General features: G+C 68.0%; 19 protein-coding genes. 8 read left to right on the top strand and 11 right to left on the bottom strand.

From position 1 onward, the window contains the following. Positions 1 to 28: 28 nt before the first annotated feature. Positions 29 to 574, bottom strand: coding sequence for a dUTP diphosphatase (dut, locus tag ACFQ50_RS02680; protein WP_377993984.1), 546 nt, complete (start codon positions 572 to 574; stop codon positions 29 to 31). Between the two features lie 77 nt (positions 575 to 651). Here dut and ACFQ50_RS02675 point away from each other — a divergent pair, with 77 nt between their 5' ends. Further along, positions 652 to 1,137, top strand: coding sequence for a DUF3093 domain-containing protein (locus ACFQ50_RS02675; protein WP_377993983.1), 486 nt, complete (start codon positions 652 to 654; stop codon positions 1,135 to 1,137). 22 nt (positions 1,138 to 1,159) lie between these two features. Here the strand turns inward: ACFQ50_RS02675 and ACFQ50_RS02670 are convergent, their stop codons facing one another. Then, the gene (locus tag ACFQ50_RS02670) at positions 1,160 to 1,459 is read right to left on the bottom strand and encodes a DUF4193 domain-containing protein (protein ID WP_306922384.1); all 300 of its coding nucleotides are present in this window, start codon (positions 1,457 to 1,459) and stop codon (positions 1,160 to 1,162) included. Positions 1,460 to 1,717: 258 nt separating this feature from the next. On the opposite strand from ACFQ50_RS02670, the gene sepH reads away from it, so the two are divergent. Further along, the gene (gene sepH, locus ACFQ50_RS02665; RefSeq protein ID WP_377993982.1) at positions 1,718 to 3,262 is read left to right on the top strand and encodes a septation protein SepH; all 1,545 of its coding nucleotides are present in this window, start codon (positions 1,718 to 1,720) and stop codon (positions 3,260 to 3,262) included. Here sepH and ACFQ50_RS02660 read toward each other — a convergent pair. The 4 genes from ACFQ50_RS02660 to ACFQ50_RS02645 form a co-directional block, all read right to left on the bottom strand. Further along, entirely contained in the window at positions 3,212 to 3,997 is a 786-nt protein-coding gene (locus ACFQ50_RS02660) for a thymidine kinase (protein WP_377993981.1), read from the bottom strand. The genes sepH and ACFQ50_RS02660 overlap by 51 nt on opposite strands. Further along, a complete protein-coding gene (locus ACFQ50_RS02655; RefSeq protein WP_377993980.1) occupies positions 3,990 to 5,258 on the bottom strand; it encodes an alkaline phosphatase family protein in 1,269 nt (422 codons plus the stop codon). The genes ACFQ50_RS02660 and ACFQ50_RS02655 overlap by 8 nt, the downstream gene beginning before the upstream one ends. Before the next feature lies 1 nt (position 5,259). Further along, positions 5,260 to 6,000 carry a DUF5998 family protein gene (locus tag ACFQ50_RS02650; protein WP_377993979.1) on the bottom strand — a complete coding sequence of 247 codons (741 nt, stop codon included), beginning with the start codon at positions 5,998 to 6,000 and terminating at the stop codon, positions 5,260 to 5,262. A gap of 77 nt (positions 6,001 to 6,077) precedes the next feature. Next, positions 6,078 to 8,768, bottom strand: a complete 2,691-nt coding sequence (locus ACFQ50_RS02645; protein ID WP_377993978.1) for a GNAT family N-acetyltransferase — start codon at positions 8,766 to 8,768, stop codon at positions 6,078 to 6,080. 56 nt (positions 8,769 to 8,824) lie between these two features. On the opposite strand from ACFQ50_RS02645, the gene ACFQ50_RS02640 reads away from it, so the two are divergent. Beyond that, positions 8,825 to 11,341: a DNA topoisomerase (ATP-hydrolyzing) subunit A gene (locus ACFQ50_RS02640; RefSeq protein ID WP_377993977.1), complete on the top strand. Its 2,517-nt coding sequence runs from the start codon at positions 8,825 to 8,827 to the stop codon at positions 11,339 to 11,341. 9 nt (positions 11,342 to 11,350) lie between these two features. Further along, positions 11,351 to 11,869 (top strand): DinB family protein, encoded by a 519-nt coding sequence (locus ACFQ50_RS02635; protein ID WP_377993976.1) that lies wholly within the window; start codon positions 11,351 to 11,353, stop codon positions 11,867 to 11,869. Between the two features lie 31 nt (positions 11,870 to 11,900). On the opposite strand, the gene ACFQ50_RS02630 is transcribed toward ACFQ50_RS02635, so the two are convergent. The 4 genes from ACFQ50_RS02630 to ACFQ50_RS02615 form a co-directional block, all read right to left on the bottom strand. After that, on the bottom strand, positions 11,901 to 12,953 hold the full coding sequence (locus ACFQ50_RS02630; RefSeq protein ID WP_377993975.1) for a GNAT family N-acetyltransferase: 1,053 nt from the start codon (positions 12,951 to 12,953) through the stop codon (positions 11,901 to 11,903). A gap of 64 nt (positions 12,954 to 13,017) precedes the next feature. Continuing rightward, positions 13,018 to 16,503: a thiol reductant ABC exporter subunit CydD gene (gene cydD, locus ACFQ50_RS02625; RefSeq protein ID WP_377993974.1), complete on the bottom strand. Its 3,486-nt coding sequence runs from the start codon at positions 16,501 to 16,503 to the stop codon at positions 13,018 to 13,020. Positions 16,504 to 16,509: 6 nt separating this feature from the next. Beyond that, complete coding sequence (cydB, locus tag ACFQ50_RS02620; RefSeq protein WP_377993973.1) at positions 16,510 to 17,559, bottom strand: cytochrome d ubiquinol oxidase subunit II; 1,050 nt, start codon at positions 17,557 to 17,559, stop codon at positions 16,510 to 16,512. 33 nt (positions 17,560 to 17,592) lie between these two features. Continuing rightward, positions 17,593 to 19,191: a cytochrome ubiquinol oxidase subunit I gene (locus ACFQ50_RS02615; protein WP_377993972.1), complete on the bottom strand. Its 1,599-nt coding sequence runs from the start codon at positions 19,189 to 19,191 to the stop codon at positions 17,593 to 17,595. A gap of 272 nt (positions 19,192 to 19,463) precedes the next feature. Here ACFQ50_RS02615 and ACFQ50_RS02610 point away from each other — a divergent pair, with 272 nt between their 5' ends. Together ACFQ50_RS02610 and ACFQ50_RS02605 are read left to right on the top strand one after the other, a co-directional pair. Further along, a complete protein-coding gene (locus tag ACFQ50_RS02610) occupies positions 19,464 to 19,850 on the top strand; it encodes a BlaI/MecI/CopY family transcriptional regulator (RefSeq protein ID WP_190603345.1) in 387 nt (128 codons plus the stop codon). 6 nt (positions 19,851 to 19,856) lie between these two features. Next, a complete protein-coding gene (locus ACFQ50_RS02605) occupies positions 19,857 to 20,843 on the top strand; it encodes a M56 family metallopeptidase (protein WP_377993971.1) in 987 nt (328 codons plus the stop codon). A gap of 23 nt (positions 20,844 to 20,866) precedes the next feature. Here the strand turns inward: ACFQ50_RS02605 and ACFQ50_RS02600 are convergent, their stop codons facing one another. Then, positions 20,867 to 22,972 (bottom strand): type IIA DNA topoisomerase subunit B, encoded by a 2,106-nt coding sequence (locus tag ACFQ50_RS02600; RefSeq protein WP_377993970.1) that lies wholly within the window; start codon positions 22,970 to 22,972, stop codon positions 20,867 to 20,869. A gap of 225 nt (positions 22,973 to 23,197) precedes the next feature. Here ACFQ50_RS02600 and ACFQ50_RS02595 point away from each other — a divergent pair, with 225 nt between their 5' ends. Then, positions 23,198 to 23,419 carry a hypothetical protein gene (locus ACFQ50_RS02595; protein ID WP_377993969.1) on the top strand — a complete coding sequence of 74 codons (222 nt, stop codon included), beginning with the start codon at positions 23,198 to 23,200 and terminating at the stop codon, positions 23,417 to 23,419. Positions 23,420 to 23,863: 444 nt separating this feature from the next. After that, positions 23,864 to 25,693, top strand: coding sequence for an HNH endonuclease (locus ACFQ50_RS02590; protein ID WP_377993968.1), 1,830 nt, complete (start codon positions 23,864 to 23,866; stop codon positions 25,691 to 25,693). Positions 25,694 to 25,740: the final 47 nt, after the last annotated feature.

Genomic DNA, 25,740 nt, shown 5'->3' with positions numbered 1-25,740 from the left:
GGTGTGCAGCCCGGCAGGTGTGGTGCCGCTACGTGCCCGGAACGGCAAACCCGCCCGTGGAGCCGAAGCCGCCGGCACCGCGGACAGAGTCGTTCAGCTCCCCCACGGCGACGAACTGCGCGTGCTCCACGCGCTGGATCACCATCTGTGCAATTCTATCGCCGCGCCGCAGCTCAATGGCCTGCTCGCGGTCGGTGTTGAGCAGCGTCACCGCGATCTCTCCGCGGTACCCGGCGTCGACGGTTCCGGGTGCGTTCACGACGGTGAGCCCGTGCTTGGTGGCGAGGCCCGAGCGGGGGTGGATGAGGGCCACAAAGCCGTCCGGCAGCGCGATGGCGACGCCGGTGGGAACGAGCCGCCGCTCCCCCGGTTCGAGGACCACGTCAACGCGGGCGCGCAGGTCCGCCCCGGCGTCCCCGGGGTGGGCGTAGGACGGCGCTTCCAGGCCGTCGTCGAGCATTTTCAGCTGCACCTGCACCGTGGGCGCTCCGAACTCCGCCCTGGGCGGCTGCGCAGCGGCGGTCACGGGGGTCTGCTGTGCAAGGGATGTCATGGCCGTTGATTCGTCAGTCACAGTCCCACACTCTATCGCCCGCGCTCTAACTCCTCCTATTGCAGTACGCCCTCCTGCCGGCCACTAAGCTTGGGGGCATGCCCGAATCAAGTGCCGTCCCTGCCCGCAACCCGTCGTCACCGGACGAAACCGTAATTTTCTCGGAAAAGCTGTGGCCCGGCGCGTGGATCTGGATCGTCGCATTGGGCATCGCGTCAGCAGGCATCCTGGTTTTCGCGCCCATCAGCCTTCCGGCCGGCTTCACGGCAGCCGTGGTGCTGTTTGCCATCGAAGCCGTGCTGCTGGTCCTCTCCACGCCATCAATATCCGTGACTGCGCGCACCCTGCAGGTCGGACGGGCCAGCATCGAACGCAGCCTGGTGGGCGGGGCTGCGGCGTACCGCGGCAAAGAAGCGACGGCGGAGCGCGGTACACGCCTGAACGGACTGGCTTACCTCTGCATCCGGGGATGGATTGATCCGGTGGTCAGGATCGAGATCGCCGACCCGTCGGACCCCACGCCTTACTGGCTGACCTCCACCCGCCGTCCCGAGGAACTCGTCGCTGCGCTGACCGGCAAGTAGCGCCTAGCCTTCACAGTCGCGCCTAGCCTTCACAGTCGCGACAGTACAGGAGCCCGTTCTTTTCCCGGGCGATCTGGGAGCGGTGCCGGACCAGGAAGCACGAGGCGCAGGTGAACTCGTCGGCCTGGGCCGGCAGAACCCGGACCAGCAGCTCCTCGCCGGACAGGTCGGCTCCGGGCAGCTCATAGCCTTCGGCGAGGTCGGACTCGTCCTCCTCCACCACTGCCGTGGGTTTCTCGGCACGGCGGGTCTTCAGCTCCTCAATCGAGTCCTCATTGAGGTCCTCTTCGGACTTCCGCGGCGCATCATAATCCGTCGCCATGGCCTGCTGCTCACACTCCGTCGAATCGCTCAAATGATTCATCCGGGACAACGCCGGACGGCCCTGGTTTGTGCCCGGTACGCGCACATTGTTCTCCGCGCTGCGCGTAAACGCCATAGCCGAATCACCGCCTCCGACTGGCCTCCAGCAGCCGCCCGAAACTCCCGGAATTTCGCGGCGCGCCCTCTGCCCTAACGGGAAAAGACAGTGCGGGGTGGCAGAGTTTCGAATGATAGTAATGCCAGGGTGGAGGATTGTATGCAGGATCTACGGCTTGTAGGCGTCCACGACGACGGGGAGCATCTCCTGTTAAGCGGTACCGCCGGCACAATGTTCCGGCTGCCGATCAATGAGGCGCTCAGGCTGGCTGCCAGCCGGCCCTCCGCGCGCCCGTCCACAGGCGCCCCCATTGCCATGTCTCCCCGCGACATCCAGGCGAAAATCCGCAGCGGCTCCACGGCTGCCGAGGTTGCCGCCGCCTCTGGCATGCCGCAGGAAAAGGTCGAGCGGTACGAAGGACCGGTCCTGGCCGAACGCGCGTACATTGCCCAGCAGGCCCAGAAGGTGGAAGTCGCCTCCCCCGCCCCGGGACACGACGTATACCGGTCCGCCTTCGGCGACAACCCCGCCACACTCGGCGACATGGTGGCCCACCGGCTCGCCGCGCACGGCATCCAGTCCTCAACGCTGGAGTGGGATTCATGGCGCCGTCCGGACGGCACCTGGACCGTGGTGGCCACGTTTGAAGCCGCCCCCGGCGGCCACGCGAGCATCGGCGAAGAACCTCCCGCGATGTGGACCTTCAACCCGACCCGCAAGTCCCTGCAGAACGCGAACCGCTGGGCCCAGCAGCTCAGCGAACTGGAGCCCCTGGACGGACCTGTGCCGGCCCGGCGGCTCTCCGCGGTGTCCGACAGGCCTTTCGACTTCGAAACCGACGCGGACGCCGCAGCCCGCACCGGCATGGGCGCCGGCACAGGCAACAGCGCAGAGCAGCAGAAGGACCCGGACGGCCTGCTGGACATGCTGCGTTCGCGGCGCGGCCAGCGGATTGGCGTCGATGAGGACAGCGACGACGCCCTCGCGCTGCTGCTCGCAAACGGTGTCCCGGCCGCCCACCCGCGGGCAGAGGAAGCACCTGCAGACACGGAGACGGAATCGTCGGCCGATGGTTCCTGGCAGCCGGAGAATTCCGGGCATCAGGATGATTCAGCGCATCCAGATGATTCAGCGCATCCACATGATTCAGCACAGGACGGCGCGGAACAGGATCCGGAATCGGAACCTGAGGAGAACAACGACGACGACGGCGCCGGGGCTCCGGCGGCGGAGTTCACGCTGGCACGACGCCGTGACGGCCGGCCTTCGATGGTCTCCCGCCTCAACCTGGTTCCCCGGCACGAGGAAACCGACGACGAGTCGCTGAAACTTCACGACGGCGTCAGCACCCACACACGCGAAATCACCATAGTCCCCGGTCGCACCGCCGCGTCCAGCAACCCCGGTCCGGCCAAGCCCGAGGAGCCCAACTCACCGGCGGCGCAGTCCCCCGGCCCGGTTACCGGCCGTCCGGCGCCTGCCAACCCTGGACTGGACGAACTCCTGGGCCGCGGCAACTCCCGCCGCCGGTTGGACGGAAGCCGTTTGGACGGAAGCCGCCTCGATGGAACCCGGCCACAGCCTGGCCAGGGAACGTCCCGCACCGATCAGGACCGGGACGAACCGGAACGCCAGCCGTCCCGGCCGAAGCGCTCAAGTGTTCCCAGCTGGGACGAAATCGTCTTCGGCACCCGCGGCGACTGAGAACAGGCTGCTGGCTCTATCACCGGCACCGTGCCACAGGCAGGCGTCCACCTCGAACGGGAGCAGCTGGTCCTGCTGGGCAATGATGCTGGCGCCGTGGGCGGTGACCCGGCGCATGAAGTGCCTCCGGCACAGCGTTTCGTAACCCACCACGGGGACATGGCCTGCATCACTGCCGGGACCGGCGGCGGCAGGATCAACGGCCATGTCCACATCGCCGACCACCACCTGGGCCCCTTCGGTGACCATCACGCCGTCGACCGTCCTGGCGTTATGGGTGGCGCGCCGGCCGCACCAGCACAGCGCTTCAACCTGCAGGACCTGCACCCTGTCCGCGAGTTCAATCAGGCGCTGCGAACCAGGGAACAGGCGGGTGCGGAAGTCCGCGGTGATGCCGAAGGCAAAGACGTCCACCTCGATCTCGTCCACCACGCGCGCCAATTGCTCCACCTGGGCGGCTGAATAGAACTGTGCCTCGTCGCAGATGAGGTAGTCCACGCGGATCCCCTGGGTGCGGCGTAGCACCACTTCGTCCCAGAAGTCCGTGGTGTCGACGACTTCCACGGCCTCGGCCTGCAGCCCCAAACGGCTGGAGATCCGGGAGTCGCCGGCGCGGTCGTTGCGGCTGAACCGCACTCCGCCGCGGCCCCGGGCGCGGTGGTTGTAGTCCATCTGCAGCGCGAGGGTGGACTTCCCGCAGTCCATGGTTCCGGAGAAAAAGACGAGCTCAGCCACGGGTTCCCCGGCGGCCGCCTGTCTTACCGGACGCTGTCCTGCCGGAAGCCTGGAAACTGAGCAGCGGGACTTCGCGCTCGGCCTTGGTCAGGGAGCCATGCTGGCCGACGACCTCCATGGCCGTCGGACGCACCCGGCGCGTGTCGTAGAGTGCCAGCGTGTCCCGGGCCGCCACCATCACATCGCCCAGCCGTCCCGTAACCTCGGGCCGTACCGTTCCAAAGAGCCCGGCCGCCACGGCTTCCTCCCGGGTGAAGGCCCAGATCCGCTCCCCGAAGCGGGTGCGCCATGCCGCCAGCAGACGCTCCCGTGCGGCTTCGCCGGCGCCGTCCTCCAAGTACAGGTGCACCATGCGCGGTTCCCCGGCAGTGTGCCGGACACCGTCCACCAGGGAGGGGTCGGCGGCGTAATCCAGGCGCTGTGACTCCGGCACGTCCAGCATCCCGTGGTCGGCCGTCACCAGCACTGTGGTTCCGGCCGGGAGGGATGCATCAAGGCGCTTGACCGTGGCATCCAGCTCCTCGAGCTGGTGCTCCCACTGCGGCGACTGGGCGCCGTACCGGTGGCCGGCCTTGTCAAGGTCGTTCACGTAGAAATACATGAGGGCGGTGTCCGCGTCAGCCATGGCCTCGGCTGCCGCCGCGGTGCGGGCGTGGGAAGTAATGCCGGAGACGAACGTGCCGCCGCGCAGCGCCGCCTCGGTCATGGGTGAGCCGCCGAACTGCGGCAGGCTGACGGTGGTGACCGCCACGTGCTCGGAGGCACGTTCGAAGACGGTGGGGAACGGCTGCCATTGCCGTGGGTCCACGGCGGCATCCCAGTTTCCCAGCATGTTGACCACCTTGTCCTGGCCCGGATCAAGGACGTCATATCCCACCAGCCCGTGCTGGCCGGGAGCGAGTCCCGTGCCCAGGCTGGCGAGGGAGGCTGCGGTGGTTGACGGGAAGGCGGCATCCAGCCAGACGGGCACGGTCCCCTGGCCTTGCTGCAGGACGCCGCGCAGGAACGGAGTGTGCGCCGTCTTCTGCTTGAGCAGGCTGCGTCCCAGCCCGTCGGCCAGGACCACGCACACCCGTTTGGCCTGCGGCAGGCCCAGCGCGTTCTCGAAGCCCGGTACGCCCACGCTGGCAGCCGCGCTGCCCAGCACCTCGGCCACGGAGCGGCGGCCGTAGGCCGGGGCGGCCGGCAGACCGCTTACGGCAGTGCCCGATCCCGTGGCCCGTGGTGCGGAGTCTGGAGAATGGTTGTGCTGTTCCTGCATCTCAGCGCTTGTGCCCGCGGCTGAGCCGGTTGGCAAAAACGCCCATGCGGGGACGCGGGTGGGTGGCGGAGGGCGCATGCCGCACCGGGGTGGGGGATCCGGTGTTCACCGCGCGCAGGGCACGGGCAAAAAGCTTGGCGTCCTGGACCGCCTGCAGGCCGTCCGCCTCGGCGCTGATGCGCAGGACGATGTCCTCCTGGGCGATGGTGCCGCTGTAGCCGTGGTCGGCCTCACACTGCGGGTCGCCGCAGCTCGCCGGTCCCATGTCCAGGCGTTGGCCGCCGGACCAGGCAATGGAGAGAGTGACCTCACGGACCGGGTCCGAAGGCTTGTAATTCTGCGGCTGGGCGTACATGTAGCTCAGGACCACCGAGCGGATCTGCGCCACCGGGACGGATTCGGTGGAAATCTGCGCCACGATCTGTTCGCCCGCCTCGTCGAGCTGCTGGTCGTCCACGTGCGTGATCACCAGCATGTCCTCGGTGAGGACCAGGACAGTGATGTGCCGGCGGACCTCGGCACGGTCGAAGTGCGTCTCGAGGTGGACCAGGTGTGCGAGGCAGTCCCGGCCGTCCAGGGCGTCATCCACCACGTCGGCCACCAGCAGGGGGTAGAAGCCGGCCTGCTGCAGGGCGCCTTCGAGGCTCTGGCCCTGCACGCTGTGGTTGTGCGAGCTGTGGTGGAAAGCCTGCGGGCTGTGGTCGGGCGCTTGAGGCTTCGAGGTGGGAGGCTGGGAGCTCATTTCCCCATTTTCACAGATCGGTGTGGCACACGCTAACCAATAGGCCAGCTTCGCCTGCCCTGCGGCTGCACCAGCGCCTAGCTCCGCATGGCCCGCCGCGCGCTGTCGGTACGCTGCGCCGCGTTCCCGATCCGCACGTCGGCGGCCAGGATGAATGCCCCCTGCGGCGTGGCCAGGACCGGGTTGAACTCCACGAGTGCTATCTCCGGATGCGCGTCCTTGAGCCGCGCCAGCCGCGCGGCCACATCCTCCAGGGCGGAAACATCGACGGCGGGCAGGCCCTGGTAGCCGAACAGCTTCCGGGACGCGCGCGGGCTGCGGACAAGGTCACGAAGGTCGGCGCCCGAGAGCGGCGGCGCCCGGTGGGCCCAGTCGTCCAGCAGGTTGACGGCGTCCCCGGCCAGTCCGAAGGAGACCACGGGCCCCAGCAGTGGGTCCTCGATGGCGCGCAGCGTGCACGCCTGGCCCACCGGGGCCATGGTCTGGACCTCCAGCGACGCCCGGCCGTAGGGCTCCAGCGCCCGGCGCATCTGGAGGATGTTCAGCCGCAGTGAATCCGCGTCCTGGATGTCCAGCCGCACGCCGCCCAGGTCCAGCCGGTGGCGCAGCGTCGGATCGGTGGTCTTCAGCGCCACCGGCCAGCCCAGCCGGCCGGCCGCCTCCACGGCTTCGTCCTCCGTGTCGAAGCCTTCCGACGGCATGACCCTGATTCCGTAATGCGCCAGCAGGCGGGCGGCGTCCCCGGGGCCGAGTTGCTTGAGCTGCTCGCCGCGGACGTCGGCCAGCAGGTTCTCGAGGTCAGCGTGCGCTGCGTCGGGATCGCACCCGTTAGGATCCACGAAGAGGCCCTGGTCCCGTTCCGCCCATTCGGCGTACCGCACCACCGCGGACAGGGCGGCCACTGCCGCCCCGGGGTTCGAATAGCACGGCACCGGTGCCGCGCCGGGGCCTCCCCCCACCATGCCTTCCACGTATACCGACGGATCGAGGATGCCGGTGAACGCCGCCACCACGGGCTTGCCGGCCTCGGCGGAGGATTCTGCGAGCGCCCCGGCAATGTGCTCAACGGTCAGACCGCGGGCGGGAAGGAAGGCAACCACTGCCGCATGGACTGCCTCCCTGGCCAGGACTTCCCGGAGCCTGTCCCGCAGTGCCGGCAGGGCACGGGACATGCCGACGTCCAGGTCCAGCTCCGTCACGAGCTCCTCAACGCCCAGCCCTTGGGAGAGGGCGCTGTCCGCCACCACTTTCCCAAGCGCCCCGGAGTTGCTGAAGACCGCCACCCCGGCCCCCTTGGGGAGCGGCTGGGCGGACACGATCTGCGCCACGTCCATGAGCTGTTCGATGGTTTCCACCCGGATCACGCCGGCCTGGCGCATCATCGAATCCAGCGCATCGGCGGGAGCCTGGGTGGTGCGCACGGCATGGCCGGGCGGCAGCTGCAGCCCCATGGAAGTGGACTTGGCCACAATCACCGGCTTGGTCCGGGCGAGCCGGCGGGCGATGCGGGAGAATTTGCGGGGATTGCCGATCGACTCCAGATAGAGGCCCACGGCGGTGGTGTCGGCGTCGTCCTCCCAGAACTGCATCATGTCGTTGCCGGACACATCGGCCCGGTTTCCGGCCGACAGGAACGTGGAGATGCCGGCACGGCGCCGGCTGGACGCCGCGTACAGCGCCACACCGATCGCCGCGGACTGGCTGAACAGCCCGAGTCCGCCGCCCCGCGCCAGGCTGGGCGCCATGGAGGCGTTCAATGAAACCGCGGAGTTGGTGTTCACGATGCCCAGCGAAGCGGGTCCGATGACCCGCATCCCGTTGGCGCGTGCCTGCCGCACCAGCTCGCGCTGCCGGGCGAGGCCCCGCTCCCCGTCCTCGGTGAATCCGGCCGAAGCCACCAGGACGCCCTTCACGCCGGCAGCCGCGCACTCATCAACCACCTTGGGGACTTCCTCGTAGGGCACCGCGACAATCGCCAGCTGCACGGGCCCGGGCACCTCGGAGAGCCTGCCGAAGGACTGCATGCCGGCCAGTTCAAAGGCTTCGGGGTTGATGGCGTAGACAGGACCGGTAAAGCCGCCTTCGATGATGTGTTCCAGGAGCTGGTACCCCACGGTCCCCCACCGCCGGCTTGCGCCGATCACCGCTACCGACGACGGCGCCAGCAGGTCCTGCACACTCCTCGCCTCCGCGCGGTGCTCCCGGGCTTCCATCACCGCGCGTGACTTGTCCGTGGGGTCGATGTTGAACTCCAGGCTCACCACGCCGTCGTCGAAATGGCGTTTGACGTCGTAGCCGGCATCGGAGAAGACCATGAGCATCTTGCGGTTCTCGGGCAGCACCTCGGCACTGAACCTGCGGATCCCGTTTTCGCGGGCCGCCGCCGCCAGGTGCTCCAGCAGGATCGAGCCGATGCCGCGGCCCTGGTGCGCGTCGGCGATGTTGAAGGCCACCTCGGCCTCCGCGGGGTCATCCAGCCGGTCGTACCGGCCGATGCCGATGATGTCCCCGCCGATGGTGATCACGAAGGCCACCCGGTCCCGGTAGTCCACCTCGGTGAAACGCTTGAGCTCGCGGCTGGAGAGCCGCTCCTTGAAGGCAAAGAACCGCATGTAGATGGAGTTCTGCGACTGCCGCGTGTGGAACGTCTGCACGGCGTCCGCGTCGGTGGGATGGATGGGCCGCAAATGCGCTGTGCCGCCGTCCCTCAGAACGACATCGGCCTCCCAATATTCCGGATATTCGCCGTCCCCGGGCTGATCCACCATAGGCTTAGCCTAGCCAAACCTCCCGAAGTGCACCCCAAAAAGGATCCACCAGCCCCATGGCACGCCGCCAAACACGCACCCCCGCAGGGGAAACAGTCCAGGACTACACCGAAAACATCGTTGACATCGACGTGACTTCCGAGATGGAAGGCTCCTTCCTGGAGTACGCGTACTCGGTCATCTACTCCCGGGCCCTGCCCGACGCCCGCGACGGCCTGAAGCCCGTCCAGCGGCGCATCCTCTACATGATGAGCGACATGGGCCTCCGTCCGGACCGGGGCCACGTCAAGAGCGCCCGCGTGGTGGGTGAGGTCATGGGCAAGCTCCACCCGCACGGCGACACCGCCATCTACGACGCCATGGTGCGCATGGCGCAGGACTTCTCGCTCCGGCTCCCCCTGATCGACGGCCATGGAAACTTCGGCTCGCTCGACGACGGCCCCGCGGCACCACGGTACACGGAGGCCCGCCTGGCGGCGGCAGCGCTCACCATGACGGACCACCTCGACGAAAACGTGGTGGACTTCGTCCCCAACTACGACAACCAGCTCACCCAGCCCGAGGTCCTGCCCGCAGCGTTCCCCAACCTGCTGGTCAACGGCACCACCGGCATCGCCGTCGGCATGGCCACGAACATGGCCCCCCACAACCTCGTGGAGGTCATCTCCGCGGCCCGGCACCTCATCGCCAACCCGGACGCCACGCTGGAAGACATCATGCGGTTCGTCCCCGGCCCCGACCTGCCCACCGGCGGCCGCATCGTGGGCCTGGACGGCATCCGGGACGCCTACGCCACGGGCCGCGGTTCCTTCAAGACCCGCGCCAAGGTGGAGGTGGAGCAGCTCTCGGCCCGCCGGACCGGCCTCGTGGTCACCGAACTGCCGTACATGGTGGGCCCGGAGAAGGTGATCGAGAAGATCAAGGACGCGGTCAACAGCAAGAAACTGGCAGGCATCAGCGACGTCGTGGACCTGACCGACCGCAAGCACGGCCTGCGGCTGGTCATCGAGCTGAAGAACGGTTTCAACCCGAACGCCGTCCTCCAGCAGCTCTACCGCTACTCGCCGATGGAGGATTCCTTCGGCATCAACAACGTCACCCTTGTGGAGGGTCAGCCGCAGACGCTGGGCCTGCTGCAGCTGCTCACCGTGTACGTGGACCACCGCATCCTGGTGGTGCGGCGCCGGACGGCGTTCCGGCTCGGCAAGAAGAAGGACCGCCTCCACCTCGTGGAGGGCCTGCTCATCGCCATCGTGGACATCGACGAGGTCATCCAGATCATCCGGTCCTCGGACGAGGTCTCCGCGGCGCGCGAACGGCTGATGTCCATCTACGATCTCTCCGAGATCCAGGCCAACTACATCCTTGAGCTCCGGCTCCGCCAGCTGACCAAATACAGCAGGATCGAGCTGGAGAAGGAACAGGACGAGCTTCGCAAGGAGATCGCCGAACTGGAGGCCATCCTCGAATCCGATCAGCTGCTGCGCGAACTCGTCTCCGGCGAACTCGGCGAGATCGCGGAGAAGTACGGCACGCCGCGGCGGACCGTGCTGCTCGAGTCCGAGGCCGTGGCCCCCACGGTGGCCAGCGCCGCCGGCGTCGAGGGCAAGGCAGGCGTCAGGGGAAAGCCCGCTCCCCTGGCCCTCGAGATCGCCGACGACCCGTGCTGGGCGATCCTCACAGCCTCCGGCCAGATTGCCCGGACCGCCAACCAGGACAGCCTGGCCGAGGCCGGCCCGCGCTCCAAGCACGACGTGTTCCGCTCGGTGATCAAGACGTCTGCCCGGGGCGAGATCGCCGCAATCACTTCGCAGGGGCGCATGCTGCGGATCCAGGTGATGGACATGCCCGTCCTCCCGCCGGTCTCCGGCGTGCCGAACCTGGCCGGCGGCGTTCCGGCCAAGGATTTCATCACCCTCCTGAAGGGTGAGTCCCTTGTGGCGTTCGCGCCGCTCGATGAGGTGCTGGCGCTCGGCACGGCACAGGGCGTGGTGAAACGCGTGCAGCCGGACTACCCCCTCAACCGCGAGGACTGGGAAGTCATCGCGCTGAAGGACAAGGACACCGTGGTGGGTGTGGCGCCTGCCGGGTCCGACGACGCCGACCTCGTGTTCCTGACGCGGCAGGCACAGCTGCTGCGGTTCAGCGCCGCCGTCGTCCGCCCGCAGGGCCGGACGGCCGGTGGCATGGCAGGCATCAAACTCGCCGCCGGCGACCAGGTGGTGTTCTTCGGTGCCGTCGCCCCCGGCGACGAGGCCGCCGTCGTCGTGACCATTTCCGGCACGGAAGGTGCCCTGCCGGGCACGGCCCCCGGGGCCGCCAAGGTGACGGCCTTCGCCGAATACCCGGCCAAGGGGCGGGCCACCGCCGGGGTCCGGGCGCACCGGTTCCTGAAGGGCGAGGACACGCTGCTCCTGGCGTGGGCGGGCCACGGCCCGGCGAAGGCGTCGTCGTCGGCTGGGGTGGCCCGGTCGCTGCCGCAGGAGCACGGCCGGCGCGACGGTTCCGGCATTCCGCTGTCGCAGGCTGTGGACGTCATCGGCCCCAGCATGGCCTGGCCGGAATCCGCCTAGACTACTGCCATGCCTATCGTCCCGGATGAAAAGGACTGGACCTGGGTCCTGTCCCGCCCCTGCACCCAGTGCGGCTTCGACGCGTCCACCGTCACGCCGTCAACGGTTCCCGGCAGCGTCGAGAACATGTTGCCCCGCTGGCGGGCCGTGCTCCGACGGCCGGACGCCACCGAGCGGCCGGACAACAGCACGTGGTCGGCGCTGGAGTACTCCTGCCATGTCAGGGATGTGTTCAGTCTTTTCGACCGCCGCCTCAACCTGATGCTCACCGAGGACAACGCCCGGTTTGAGAACTGGGACCAGGACAGGACGGCGGTGGAGAGCGACTACGCGAACGCCGACCCTGCCGTGGTGAGCGCCGAACTCACCGCTGAGGGCGAGCAGGTGGCTGCCTCCTTCGCCAGGGTCCAGGAGTCGCAGTGGGGCCGGACCGGGCTGCGCAGCAACGGCTCGGAGTTCACCGTCCTGACGCTCGCGCAGTATTTCCTGCACGACGTCGTCCACCACCTCGCGGACGTGGACGGCTGACCGGCGGCGTGTTCAACTGCGGCGTGTGGGATTACAGGACCTTGTCCCAGGCCAGGCTGGTGTTGACCGGGACGTAGCCCATCTTGCGGTACAGCGCCATGGCACCGGTGGGGTTCTCGGAGTCCACATCCAGCGACGCCTTGTCCATGCCTGCGGCGGCGAAACGCCGCATGGCATCGGCCAGCAGCGCCTGCGCGATCCCGCGCCCGCGGTATTCCCGGCGGACGCCGAGCAGGTCCGTGTAGCCCTCCGTGAACCCGCGTGTCACCGCCGTGTCGGGGTCATGGCTGGCAAGCTGGTAACCGACCACCTCACCGGTGTTGCCCGCCAGCACGACGGCGCTGAGATCAGGCCGGGCCAGGGGGTCGTTGATCACGAAGCCCCAGGCCTCCTCATCCCGTGGTTCGCTGCCCCAGTGGTCGGCGAAGACCTGGTTGTGCGCCAGACGCACGGCTTCGCTCAGCCCGGGGTCCATCGGCACCAGTTCCAGGCCGTGGTCGAGGGGTGCTTCGGGCAGCGGAGCAGAGAGCGGACGGTGCATCTCGTTGTAATAGCGGACCACCCCGTACCCGGACTCCTGCAGGAGCGCGCACTGATGCTGCTGCTTCTGTTCGATGAAAATGCGCAGCCGCGGCACCGGCCCTGTGCTGCCCCGGCCCGCGTTGTTCTGCCGCGCTCCGGCATCCTCCGCGAACCGCTGCCGGGTCCGCGCTTCCAGCCAGGACAGGAGGGCTGAGCCGGCGCCGCGGCGCTGCCAGTGCGGGTCCACGGCGCAGAATCCGTGTGCCTTTGCCCCGTCCTTGTTTTTGGTCAGCCGGGCGTAGGCCCGGGGAACGCCGTCGGCGTCCAGGCCAAGGACAGTGTTTCGCCCCACCGGGTTGTTCCTGGACTCCATGATCTGTTCCAGGTCGGCCCGCCGTTCGAACCACACCGGCTGCTCGGCGGCGGCGGTCCGGGCAATCAGCGCCGCCCACGCATCAAGATCCCCGGGGCCGGCGCTGCGCCAGCGCAGTTCGGGAAAGTCGACGGCGGGCAGTTCCCCGAAGCCGGCTGCTGGCAGGCCGGGGGCGTCGTTGTGCGTCATGGGAAACAGGCTAGCCGCCGGGAATGGGCCGCGCCATCATGCCGGGCTGCGCCCGGGCCGCAGGTTAGGCGGGCTGGCCGGACGCCATCACCACAGATGCGGCGAGACTGTTTTCGGGCCGCAGGTCCAGGAGTGCATCGTCGGGGCTGATGTCGGCAGGGTTGTGGGTCACCAGCACCACGGTGCGCGATGCGAGTCCGGCACGCAGGTCGGCGATCAGCGCACGGCCGGATTCGGCGTCGAGGTGCGCCGTCGGCTCGTCCAGAAGGATCACGTCGGCCTGCGTCATGAGGGTGCGCGCGACGGCCAGGCGCTGCCGCTCACCGCCGCTGAGGAAAGCTCCACCCGGGCCAATGCGGGTATCCAGGCCTTCTTCCAGCCGGGCCAGCAGCGGCGCCAGGCCGACCGCCTCCAGAGCTTCCCGCATCGCCTGATCGGCCTCCGCTGAAGACCCCGCTCCGGGCACCTGCCGCGGACTGCCAAGCAGCAGGTTCCCGCGGACGGTGGAGTCGAAGAGGTGCGCCTCCTGCGGACACCACGCCGCGGAGCCTGTTACGGCGATGCGGCCCGCCCGGGCGGGCAGAAAGCCCAACATCACTGCCAGCAGCGTCGACTTGCCGGCACCCGACGGGCCGGTCACCGCCAGCCAGCGGCCGGGCTCAGCCACGGCGGAGAGACCGCTGAAGACGACTCCGCCCCCTGGCCACGCGGCCTGCAACCCGTCCAGTTCAACGCCCGGCTGCCCGAGCTCCCGGGAATCCGGGCGGGAAGGCTGCCCGGCGTCCGTGCTGGCGCTGGGTTCGCCCGGCTGCAGCACACCCGACGCACCGACGCGGCGCAGGACCGCGCGCAGCGCCGGAAACTGCCGGACCGCCGTCGTCATGGCCCCAAAGGGTTCGGCGAGCGCCAACTGCAGAAGGACCACGACGCCCACAGTCGTGGCCGGAAGGGACCCCGCCTGAACCAGCGGAGCCGCCAGCACGGCGCTGTAGAGGGCGCCCGCCCCGCACGCGGCCGCGGTGAGCGCCTGGCCGAGCCCTTCTGCCCAGGCCGAACGACGGGCCGCGGCGGTGGCGTCCCGGTCCAGTGCCCGGATTCCGTCCAGTACCGGCTCCTTCGCGCCGTTCGCGTGCAGTTCCGCCCTGGCGTCCAAAGCGGCGGCGATGCGCCGGAGGACCCCGGAGCGCAGCCGCTGCTCGGCCTTGGCCGACATCCGGTCGGCGAGCAGCGACGCGGCCGGCGCGGCCACCAGGCTCACCAGGGCGGCAGCGAGCATGGCCGGCAGGGCAGCCGGAAGCAGCCAGCCCACCGTACCCGCTGCGGCCGCCGTCACCGCTACTGCGGTCACCGGCGGCAGGACAACCCTCGGGAGCAGGTCCCGGACCGTGTCGACGTCCCCCATGACAGCGCCCAGCACGTTGCCGCCCTGCAGGAGCCGGCGCAGGGACAGCGCCCGCTGGCTCAGGGAGGCCCAGAGGCCGCCGCGGAGCTTCGTGAGGGAGGCGAACACGGCTTCGTGCAGGAGAAGCCGCTCGCAGTAGCGCAGAACGGCGCGGCCGATGCCGAAGAACCGGACACCCACGATTGCGGTCAGGAGGTACATGATGGGCGGCTGTTCGCTGGCGCGCAGGATGAGCCAGCCGGACAACCCGGAAAGCGCGACGGCGAAGAGGGCGGCCAGGGCGCCGACTAGCCCGGACGCGGCGAACCGCCCGCGCACGGGCGCGAGGAGCCGGGCGAGCATCCCGGCGGTGTGGCCGGAGCTGGCCTGTGCCTCGCCGCCGGGGACGCCGCCCGGGGCGCCGGACAGCACGGTGCCGGCCACCGCATCGGTATCGCCTCCGCCGCTGGCCAACGCACTGGGAACGGTGTCCGCGGCCGAAGCATGGGCAGTGGCCGACGTTCGTGTGGCGGACGTTTCAGTGGTGGACCCGGTTCCACGCCCGGCAACCCGCACGATCCTGTCGGCGAGTTCCCTCGTCTGGCGGTCGTGGGCCACCAGGATGACGGTGGCGCGGCCGCGCAGCGCACGGATGGCCTCGTGAACCCGGTTGGCCGAGTCCCTGTCCAGGTGGGCGGTCGGCTCGTCCAGGAGCAATACCGTGGCGCCGGCTTCGATGCGGGCCAGGCCGCGGGCCAGGGCGACGCGGCGCAGCTCGCCCGGGCTCAGTTCGGCCGGATGCTTGTCCGCCAGATGGTCCGCACCGACGGCCGCCAGGCAGCGCAGCACTCCCCCGGCATGTGCTTCATCGCCGGGGGCTGCATCGGCTGCATCAGTGCCGGCTGTCAGGTACAGCAGGACCTCCCCGCGCACGGTGTCCGCCACCATCACGGGATGCTGCGGCACCCAGGCCACACCGTTCGCCGCGAACCCGTCAATGGTTCCGGACACTGCGGTACCGGCGCCACTGCCGACCGTGCCCGCGAGAACGCCCAGCACGGTGCTCTTGCCTGCCCCGCTGGGACCGTCCAGCGCGGTGACCAGTCCGGCCGGCGCCGCAAAGCTGAGGGGCCCGACGGCGGGACCCTGCCTTCCCGGATACCTGACCGTGAGATCCCGGACAGATACGCCCCCCTGCTCGTCCGCACGGGCCGGACCGGGCACGAGCCGCTGCGGCTCCGGGGCCTCCAGCACCGCCGTCGTTTCGGCAAGGGCGGCCCGGCCGTCGTCGCTCGCGTGGTGGGCGGTTCCCAGCTCGCGGAGCGGAAGGTAGCAGTCGGGGGCGAGGATGAGCGCCAGCAGCCCTGCCTCCAGCGCCATGTCGCCGTGGACCAGCCGGACACCGATGAACACCGCCACCACGGCAACGGAGATAGTGGCGATCAGTTCCAGTGCGAGGGCGGAGAGGAACGCCGTCCGCAGGGTCCCCATAGTCCGGGACCGGTAGTCCTCGGAGATGTCCTCCAGTGCGCGGCGCTGGGCGGCGGCCCGGCCGAGTCCCACCAGCACCGGCAGTCCCTTGGCGAGTTCCAGCATGTGCCCGGACAGCCGGGAGAGGGCGGCCTGGGCGTCCCGCACCCTGTCCTCGGTGTAGCGGCCGATCAGCACCATGAACACGGGGACCAGGGGCACCGTCAGGACGATCACCACCGCACTGACCCAGTCGGCGAAAAGGATCCGGGCGCCGAGCAGCAGCGGTATGGCCGCACAGTTCACCAGCGCGGGCAGGTACTGGGTGTAGTAGCTGTCCAGGGCATCCAGGCCGCGCGTCGCGAGCACCGCCAGGCCGCCGTCGGAAGGGCCTGTTGCCCGGACGCCATTCCGAAGCGCGGTCTCCAGGAGCTGCGCGCGCAGCTCCTCCTTGACGCCCAGGGCGGCGCGCCTCGCGGCGACGCCCTGCGCCCAGACCGTGACGGACCGCAGCACCACGCCGGCTGCGCCCCAGGCCAGCTGGTCAGCCCACGCGGCGTCCTGCGTCATGAGGCCGGCGAGGGCGGAGGCGACGGCCTGTCCCATGAGCACCAGGGACAGGGCCTTCAGCGCGGCCAGCAGGCCAAGTCCGTAGAGGGCGCGGCGGGTGGAAGGTCCGGACGGGAACTGGGGCTTCAAGGCGGATCAGTCTTTCCTGAGGAGGGCTTTCGCCGCGACAGCGGGCAGGAAACTGTGTGCCTCGGGGATGTGCGCGGCGCTGACCCGGCGGCGGAACACCCAGTACGTCCAGGCCTGGTAGGCGATCACCAGCGGCAATCCGACGCACGCCACGATGGTCATCAGGCCAAGGGTGTAGTCGGACGATGAAGCGTTGGCGATGGTGAGGTTGAAGGCGGGGTCGATGGTGGAGGGCAGGACCACCGGGAACACTGCCCCGAAGATGGAGGCGGAGCCGCCCAGCAGGAACACGCCGGTTGCCAGGAAGGCCCTGCCTTCGTTGCCCTTCCGGGCCTGGGCCCAGGCTACCGCGGCGGCAACCACGGCCACAGCGAGGACAACCAGTGTCCAGGCTTTCCCGCTGAGGACCTGCACGCCGATGGCCCAGCCGGCCATCGGGAGGAGCAGGACGGGAAGCAGCCGGACGAACCACTGCCGCGCACGGTGCCGGACGTCGCCGTCGGTCTTCAGTGCCAGGAATGCCAGGGCGTGCAACAGGGCGAAGCCGGCCACCGCCAGTCCGCCCAGCACGGCGTACCAGCTGAACCAGGCGAACGGCCCGCCGTCGCGGTCGCCGTTGGCGTCCAGCGGCAGGCCGGTGGTGGTCAGCCCCAGTGCGGCGCCCACGCCGAAGGCGGCGAGGAAGGAGCCGGCGGCGATCGCCCAGTCCCAGGTGTTGCGCCAGCGGTCCGTGTCCACCTTGCCGCGGTATTCGAACGCGACCGCACGGAAGATCAGCGCGACCAGGACCAGCAGCAGCGGCAGGTACAGGGCGGAGAACAGGGAGGCGTACCAGAACGGGAAGGCCGCGAAGGTGGCGCCGCCGGCGGTCAGGAGCCAGACTTCGTTGCCGTCCCAGACCGGCCCGATGGTGTTGAGGAGCACGCGGCGTTCAGTGTTGTTGCGGGCAAAGATCTTCATCAGCATCCCGACGCCCAGGTCGAATCCCTCCAGGAAGAGGTAGCCGGTCCACAGGACGGCGATGGCAATGAACCAGATGGTTGGCAGCAGTTCCATGCTTTGTATCCTCGGTCTTAATAGGCTCGGGTCTTAGTAGGCGAAGGCCAGGACGTCGTCGGGGGTTCCGGGCTTGTCCGGCCCGCCGCCGGGTGTGGCGTCCTCGTTCTCGTCGACCGGCGCGTGGACCAGTTCGGGCATGGCCGAGACGACGCCGCCACGCACGTACTTCACAAGCAGCTTCACTTCCACCACCAGGAGCACCGCGTAGATCAGGGTGAGGACCACGAGCGAGGTCAGGATCTCACCGGCGGACACGCCCGGCGAAACGGCCGCAGCGGTGAACATGAAGACCTGGTCGATGCCGTTGAGGTCGGGGTTGGGGGCCACGACGAACGGCTGCCGGCCCATTTCCGTGAAGATCCAGCCCGCGGCGTTGGCACCAAAGGGGGCCAGGATGCCGAACACGGCCAGCCGCATCAGCCAGCGCGACTCGGGCACGGTCCCCTTGCGGGTCAGCCAGAGGGCCACCAGGGCGGCGAGGGCGGCGAGGCCGCCAAATCCGATCATGGCCCTGAAGCCCCAATAGGTGACCTCCATGACCGGAACGTACTGGACTTCCTGGCCGGCCCGGTCGCCGTAGATGGGGTTGTCCGGCACGTGCGTGCCGTAGTCCGCCTTGTACTGGTCCAGGAGGCTGTTGACGCCCTTGACCTCCGTGGTGAAGTCGCCCTTGGCGAGGAAGGACAGAATGCCGGGGACCTCGATCACGGCCTTGATGTCATCGCAGTTCTTGGAGCCGAGGTTGCCGACGCTCAGGACCGAGAAGCCGGTGCCGTCGTGGCACGCGGCCTCGGCGGCGGCCATCTTCATGGGCTGCTGTTCAAACATCAGCTTGCCCTGTAGGTCGCCGGTGATGGCGGTTCCGGCAAAGGAGATCATGGCGACGGCGGCGCCGATCCGCAGCGATTTGATCCAGACTGAGTAGTCGGTGCGGTCGCGGCCAGGGATCCCGGCCTCCCCGGCAACCACCTTGCCATCCGCGCCGATGGTGTCGATGCCGTCGCGGCGCCTGCGCCAGAGGTGGTACCAGGCGATGCCCAGCAGGAACCCGCCGGCCACGGCGAGGGCACCGAAGAGCGTGTGGGGCACGGCCACGAGGGCGGTGTTGTTGGTGAAGACGGCCCAGGCGTCGGTCATGACCGGGCGGCCGTCAACCATCGTGACGCCGACGGGGTGCTGCATCCAGCTGTTGGCCACAATGATGAAGTACGCGGAAAAGAACGAGCCGACGACGGCGATCCAGAGGGAGGCGAGGTGCACGCCTTTCTTCAGCTGCTTCCAGCCGAAGATCCACAGGCCCAGGAAGGTGGACTCGACGAAGAACGCCAGGAGCGCCTCGAGGGCCAGCGGGGCGCCGAAGACGTCACCCACGAAGCGGCTGTATTCGCTCCAGGCCATGCCGAACTGGAACTCCTGGACGATGCCCGTGGCCACACCCATGATGAAGTTGATGAGGAAGAGCTTTCCCCAGAACTTGGTCATCCGCAGATAGGCCGGATTCGCGGTGCGGTACCAGACGGTCTGCATCACCGCGACCACCAGGCCGAGGCCGATTGTCAGCGGCACCATCATGAAGTGGTAGACGGTGGTGATTCCGAATTGCCAGCGTGCGATTTCCAAGGCGTCCAAGGCGGTCCCTACTTACGGTTGGGTCTAGCTCTCCAGCGTTGTTTTCTACGCAACGTAGAACTTCAACTTCTACAGAGTGTAGAACACGGGTCGAACACTGTAAACACGGTTGCATGCACATCGGAGGAACGCAATCACCCGCGACGCGCCGAACGTTCTACCTCATGTAGAAACAAGCGGCCAAACGCGATAGATTTGAAGTTGCAGTATTGGAATCACGGCACGGGCCGGGCAACCGGCCCTTGGCAGTGCGTTGTCAAAAGGATGTACAGATGGCAAGTCTTGGGGAACTGGAACGCGCAGTCATGGACCTGCTCTGGGCGGGCCACGAAGCAGCGACGGCCAACACGCTGCGGGACCTGCTTGCGCAGAGCACGGCAGCGCATGGCGGAGCAGCGGGGCACGAGGGCAAGGACCTGGCGGTAACCACCGTGTTGACGGTCCTTTCGCGCCTCGAAAAGAAGGGCCTCGTGGAACGCGAACGCGGCACCCGGCCGCACCGCTACCAGGCTGTATCCAGCCGCGAAGACCACACCGCCGAACTCATGCACGAAGTGCTGGGATCCGCTCCGGACCGCGAGGCCGTGCTGGCCCGCTTCATCGGTTCGGTGACCGAAAGTGAAGCCGAGACGCTGCGCAAACTGCTTGGCCACAGCTAGCACCTAATGTTCTGGACCTCATATTTCCTGGCGGTCCTGGCGATAGTACTGGCCTGGCCGGTACCTATCCTGCTTTCGCGCGCCCACTGGCCGGCGCGCGACCCTTTTACGGCCATGGTGCTGTGGCAGGCCATCGCCCTCGCCGGTGGCCTCTCCATGATCGGCGCCATGCTGGTCTACGGCCTCGAACCCGTCGGCGACAACCTGATTGCGGGCCTCCGTGCGCTGGCAGGCATGGTGCTTTTTGCAGCGCCCACCACCGCGCTGGGTTTCTGGCATCTCTTCGCGCTCTCCGCGGCGGCACTGCTGACCGCGCACCTCGTCTTCACGCTGCTGCTGACCTACTACAAGATTGAGCGCCAGCGCAGGCGCCACCGGGAACTGCTGGCCCTTCTGGCCTCGCCGTCCGACGACGGCCCCGGCACGGTGGTCATCAGCCACGATTCGCCCGTGGCGTACTGCCTGCCCGGCGGCGCCCGCTCCGTCACGGTCCTCTCCGACGGCCTCATGGCCGCCTTGGAACCAGCGGAGCTGCGTGCCGTCCTGATTCACGAAAACGCGCACCTGACCCAGCGCCACCACCTGCTGCTGTGGGCCTTCGCCGCCTGGCGCCAGGCACTGCCGTGGCTGCCCACCACGCGCCTTGCCCAGGAATCCGTGAACTCGCTGATTGAAATGCTGGCAGACGACGTTGCCCTCAAGACAGAGAGCAAGGCAACCCTGATCAAGGCCATAGCCATCGTCGCAAGCGGCTCGGCGGCACCCCAGGGGGCCGCCGTCGTCGAACCGGCAGGCCTTGCGGGAGCAGGCCTGCAGCTGCCCGATGGTGCCGGCGGCGCCGGCCCGGCAAGTACGACGGCGTCACGCGTCAGCCGCCTTCTCTCACCCAAGCCCCCACTCGCCGGCGGACTCCGCGCAGCCGTCCTCGCCGTGTGCACGCTGCTGCTCGCGATGCCCACCGCCCTGCTGATCGTTCCGGGCCTGCTGGGCTAAGGCCGTCTGTTGGCTGAGCCTGCCTAGGCGTCGATGCGTTCGCGGTCCAGGCTGGAGGCGCCGGCGATGATGAAGTCCTTGCGCGGCGCGACGTCCGATCCCATCAGCAGGTCGAATGTTGCTTCCGCCTGCTGCGCGTTCTCGATGTTGACCTTGCGGAGCATGCGGTGACGGGGGTCCATGGTGGTCTCGGCCAGCTGCTCGGCGTCCATCTCACCCAGTCCCTTGTAGCGCTGGATGGGTTCCTTGTATTTCCTGCCTTCGGCGGCAAGCTTCGCCAGCAGGCCGTGCAGCTCCGCCTCGGAATAGGTATAGATCATCTCGTTGGCTTTTTGCCCGGGGTTGATGACTTCCACCCGGTGCAGCGGCGGCACAGCAGCAAAGACGCGGCCCGCCTCCACCATCGGCCGCATGTAGCGGAAGAACAGGGTGAGCAGCAGCGTACGGATGTGGGCGCCGTCGACGTCGGCGTCGGTCATCAGGATGACCTTCCCGTACCGGGCCGCTTCGATCGCGAAGCTCCGTCCGGATCCGGCTCCCACCACTTGGATGAGGGCCGCGCACTCGGCGTTCGAGAGCATGTCGCCCACGGAGGCCTTTTGGACGTTCAGGATCTTTCCGCGGATCGGCAACAGTGCCTGGAAGTCGGAGGAGCGCGCCAGCTTGGCCGTGCCGAGGGCCGAGTCACCCTCCACGATGAACAATTCGGAACGGGCGACGTCGTCGGTGCGGCAGTCGGCCAGCTTGGTGGGCATCGACGACGTCTCGAGCGCAGTTTTGCGGCGCTGCGTCTCCTTATGGACTCGCGCCGAGATGCGCGACTTCATCTCGCTGACGATTTTTTCCAGCAGCAGCGCCGACTGGGCCTTGTCGTTGCGGTTCGAGGAGCTGAGCTTGGCGGCGATCTCCTTCTCCACAACCCGCGCCACGATGGCTTTGACCGCGGAGGTGCCCAGGATTTCCTTCGTCTGGCCCTCGAACTGCGGCTCGGCGAGCCGTACGGTCAGGACCGCGGTGAGTCCGGCGAAGATGTCGTCTTTCTCGATCTTGTCGTTACCGGCCTTGAGTTTCCGCGCGTTAGCTTCCACGGTCTTCCGGAACGTCTTGACCAGGGCCTGCTCGAAGCCGGCCTGGTGGGTGCCGCCCTTCGGCGTGGAGATGATGTTCACAAAGCTGCGGACAGAGGTGTCGTAGCCGATTCCCCAACGCAGTGCGACGTCCACTTCGCAGTCTCGTTCCACTTCCGCGATCTTGCTGTGGCCTTTCTCATCCAGCACAGGCACGGTTTCCTTGAACTTACCGGCGCCGTGCAGGCGCCAGACGTCAGTGACCCCGGAGTCTGCGGCGAGGAATTCCACGAACTCGGAGATGCCGCCGTCGTGGTGGAACACTTCCTCGTGGGCCCCGAGCTCACCGGGCGTGCCGGGAAGCTTGCGCTCATCGCGCACCGTGATCTTCAGGCCGGGGACCAGAAAGGAGGTCTGACGGGCCCGTGCGGTGAGTTCCTCGTAGGAGAACCGGGCGTCCGTCGTAAAGATTTGGGTGTCTGCCCAGTAGCGGATGCGTGTTCCGGTGACGCCGCGTTTGGCCTTCCCGACGATGTCGAGGACAGAGTCTTCGACGAACGGCGCGAAGGTGGCGGCAGGGCTGGGCCGGCCGTTGTCGTTGAAGCGGCCAGGCTCGCCCCGGCGGAACGACATCCTGTACGTCTTGCCGCCCCGGTCCACCTCGGCGTCGAGACGCGCGGAGAGGGCGTTGACGACGGAGGCGCCGACGCCGTGGAGCCCACCGGAGGCGGTGTAGGAGCCGCCGCCGAACTTGCCGCCCGCGTGCAGCTTGGTGAAGACAACCTCGACGCCGGTGAGGCCCGTCTTAGGTTCGACGTCGACGGGAATGCCGCGGCCGTCGTCGTGGATCTCTACGGAGTTGTCCGCGTGCAGGATGATCTTGATGTCGTGGCCAAAGCCGGCCAGCGCCTCATCGACGGAGTTGTCGATGATTTCCCAGAGACAGTGCATGAGGCCGCGGGAGTCCGTGGATCCGATGTACATGCCGGGGCGTTTCCGCACGGCCTCCAGCCCCTCCAGCACCGAAAGGTGGCGGGCGGTGTAATCAGAACTCGGTGCCACAGGTTGTGAACTCCTTTGGGGAACAGGCCGGATAGGCGTTAAAAAGCTCCCTCTAGCCTAGTCCCGATGCCGCCAAATGCCGGACTGCCACTCCCGACACGAGTCCCCGCTCCCGGCGTTCGTTACGCACACGTGATACGCGGACAGCGAAAGTGACCCATCCTTGCCATGGTTTGGCGGCGAATGCTGGTTATATAGATGTACAGATCTACTAAGGAGGCCGACATGACAACAGCAGTTGCCGACCGCACGCTAACCGCAGCTGACCGGTGTGACCGTTGCGGCGCGCAGGCATACGTCCGGGTTGTACTTGAGTCCTCCGGGGGCGAGCTGCTCTTCTGCGCCCACCATTCACGGGCCGTCGAAGCGACCCTTAGGCCGCTCAGCTCCGACTGGCACGATGAGACTGACCGGTTGAACGAAAAGGCACCGGTTCCGGTCGACTAGACAACAAAGCTCAAAGCCAGGATCCCCGCCCGGGGGTCCTGGCTTTTTCTTTGTCGCCAGCCCGGCTCCCCTCCTAGATGCTCCCGCGTCTTGGGCTTCCCACCCGCCAAGGGCCCAACTGGGAGGCAGGTCAGGGCGTTCTGGCGGCTGGGAACGCCCTGAGCTGTTACCTGGATTCCCTTCGGTCATACGAGATGACCCCGTACGACGGCGGCGCTGCCGCGGCTCGGGCTTTCTAGTCGGCGGGCTTGCTTCCAGCCGAATGCTTGGTTGGCTTCGGGCGCCCAACTGGGTACCAGATCAGGGCGTTCCCACCGCTGGGAACGCCCTGATCTGTTACCCGGTTTTCGTTCCCGTGTGGAACCCAAAAAACTTTTTTGGATCCACCCTCCCCGGGCGTCCGATGAGCCCTTTAATGTCAGTGCCTGTTGGCAGACTGTGTTCATGGAAGGCATCGGGAATTGGGCACTGACAGCAGTGGCGCCGCACGGCGGCGACCTGCGTGCTGCCGCGGGTCCCGGGACCCTTCTTCCAGACGCGTTTCGTCGCTTTGACGTGATTCCAGACGGTTGGTTCTCTGACGAGGCTTTTCCGTTCGATGAGTTCGCGGACGACGGCTTCCGGGCTGACGGGTTCCTGGAGGACGGGGCTCCCTACGACGATGGCCTCGACACCGCCTATCCGGAATCCTTTCCGGTGGATCCGTTTCCCGAGGCACTGTTTTACGACGCGGTGTTCGCCGGCGGTGCGCCCTCCGTCGCTGATGCGCCTCGGCTGAGTCTCGACGCAAGGCTGGCGGCGGCAGAGGTCATCTTGACGGCCGACCTCACCGCCGACGGTCCCGGACTGATCGACCAGACCCAGGCGCTGGAAAAATTCAAACGCTGGGCTACCGGGCAACAAGCCCGGCTTGCCGTCACCTTCGAGGTCAGGCACCGCGAGGAACAAGCCGAACGCGGGACACAGGCTGACAGCAACGCCGTGTCTGCGGAGGACCTGGGCAAGAGACGGCCCAAAGAACAGAACCTTGGGGTGGCGGAGCAGATCGCACTTGCCCGCGGCGAGTCCCCGCATCGCGGCGGCCGGCTGCTTGGCATGGCCAAGGCCCTGGTGACCGAGATGCCGCACAGCCTGGCGGCGCTGGACACCGGGCAGCTGAACGAAGAGCGCGCCATGTATGTCGTGAAGGAAACAGCCTGCCTGACCGTGGAAGACCGCTCGGCGGTCGATGAGGAGCTGGCTGCGGATACGGGGACGTTCAATGGCGCCGGGACCCGGGCCGTCATCGCCGCTGTCAAGGCCGCCGCCACTCGGCGGGACTCCCGCTCCGTCACGCAGCGCGCCAGCCACGCCGCGTCGGAGCGGTCTGTGAGCCTGCGCCCCGCTCCGGACTGCATGACCTACCTGACCGCGTTGCTGCCCGCCCATGAGGGAGTCGCAGTGTATGCGGCCCTGACCCGGCACGCAGACACCCTTAAATCCGCCGGCGACCCCCGCAGCCTCGGGCAGATCAAGGCCGACACCCTCGTCGAATGGACCACCGGCACCCCCGGCGGCATCACCGGCATCGACATCAGCCTCGTCATGACCGACCGCACCCTCCTCCAGGGCGACAGCGAACCCGCAAGGCTTGCTGGCTACGGTGTAGTCCCCGCCCCCTGGGCACGGGACCTCCTCACCCCGGGACAAGAAGAACACGCACAGCATAAAGAACAGGGAGAGGGACAAACGGCGGCCCAAGGACCCGGGCACGAGGCCTGGCGCCCCGCTTCCGGCTCAACCACCGGCCAGCAGGACGCCGCGAAGGAGCTCAAGATCTGGCTCCGCCGGCTCTACACCGCCCCGGAGACCGGCGATCTGGTGGCGATGGACTCCCGGCGCCGGCTCTTCCCGGCACCACTGCGCCGCTTCATCCAAATCCGCGACAACACCTGCCGCACACCCTACTGCGACGCACCCATCCGCCACCACGACCACATCATCCCCTGGCACAACAACGGCCCAACATCCCTCGCCAACGGCGCCGGACTCTGCGAAGCCTGCAACCACACCAAAGAACTCCCCGGCTGGAAAGCAAACCCCAGACCGGGCCCCCGGCATACCTTCGAAATCACCACCCCAACCGGCCACAGCTACCGCTCCACCGCACCGCCACTCCCGGGGACCAGGTTGTCCGGAACCGGATTGCCACGGTCGGGACTGAGTGAACCAGACTTGCCCGGACCCGGCGACAGCGAAACTCACCGGCACGAAGAGTCCGGCCCGGCGCCGTAACTGGCGGTGCAGGGCCGTAACTGGCGGGGCAGGGCCGTAACTGGCGG

This window comes from Arthrobacter sp. NPDC056493, from assembly GCF_042795115.1.
GTDB lineage: Bacteria > Actinomycetota > Actinomycetes > Actinomycetales > Micrococcaceae > Arthrobacter.
The sequence above is the reverse complement of the archived record's forward strand: the minus strand, read 5'-3'. Positions and strand labels throughout refer to the sequence as shown.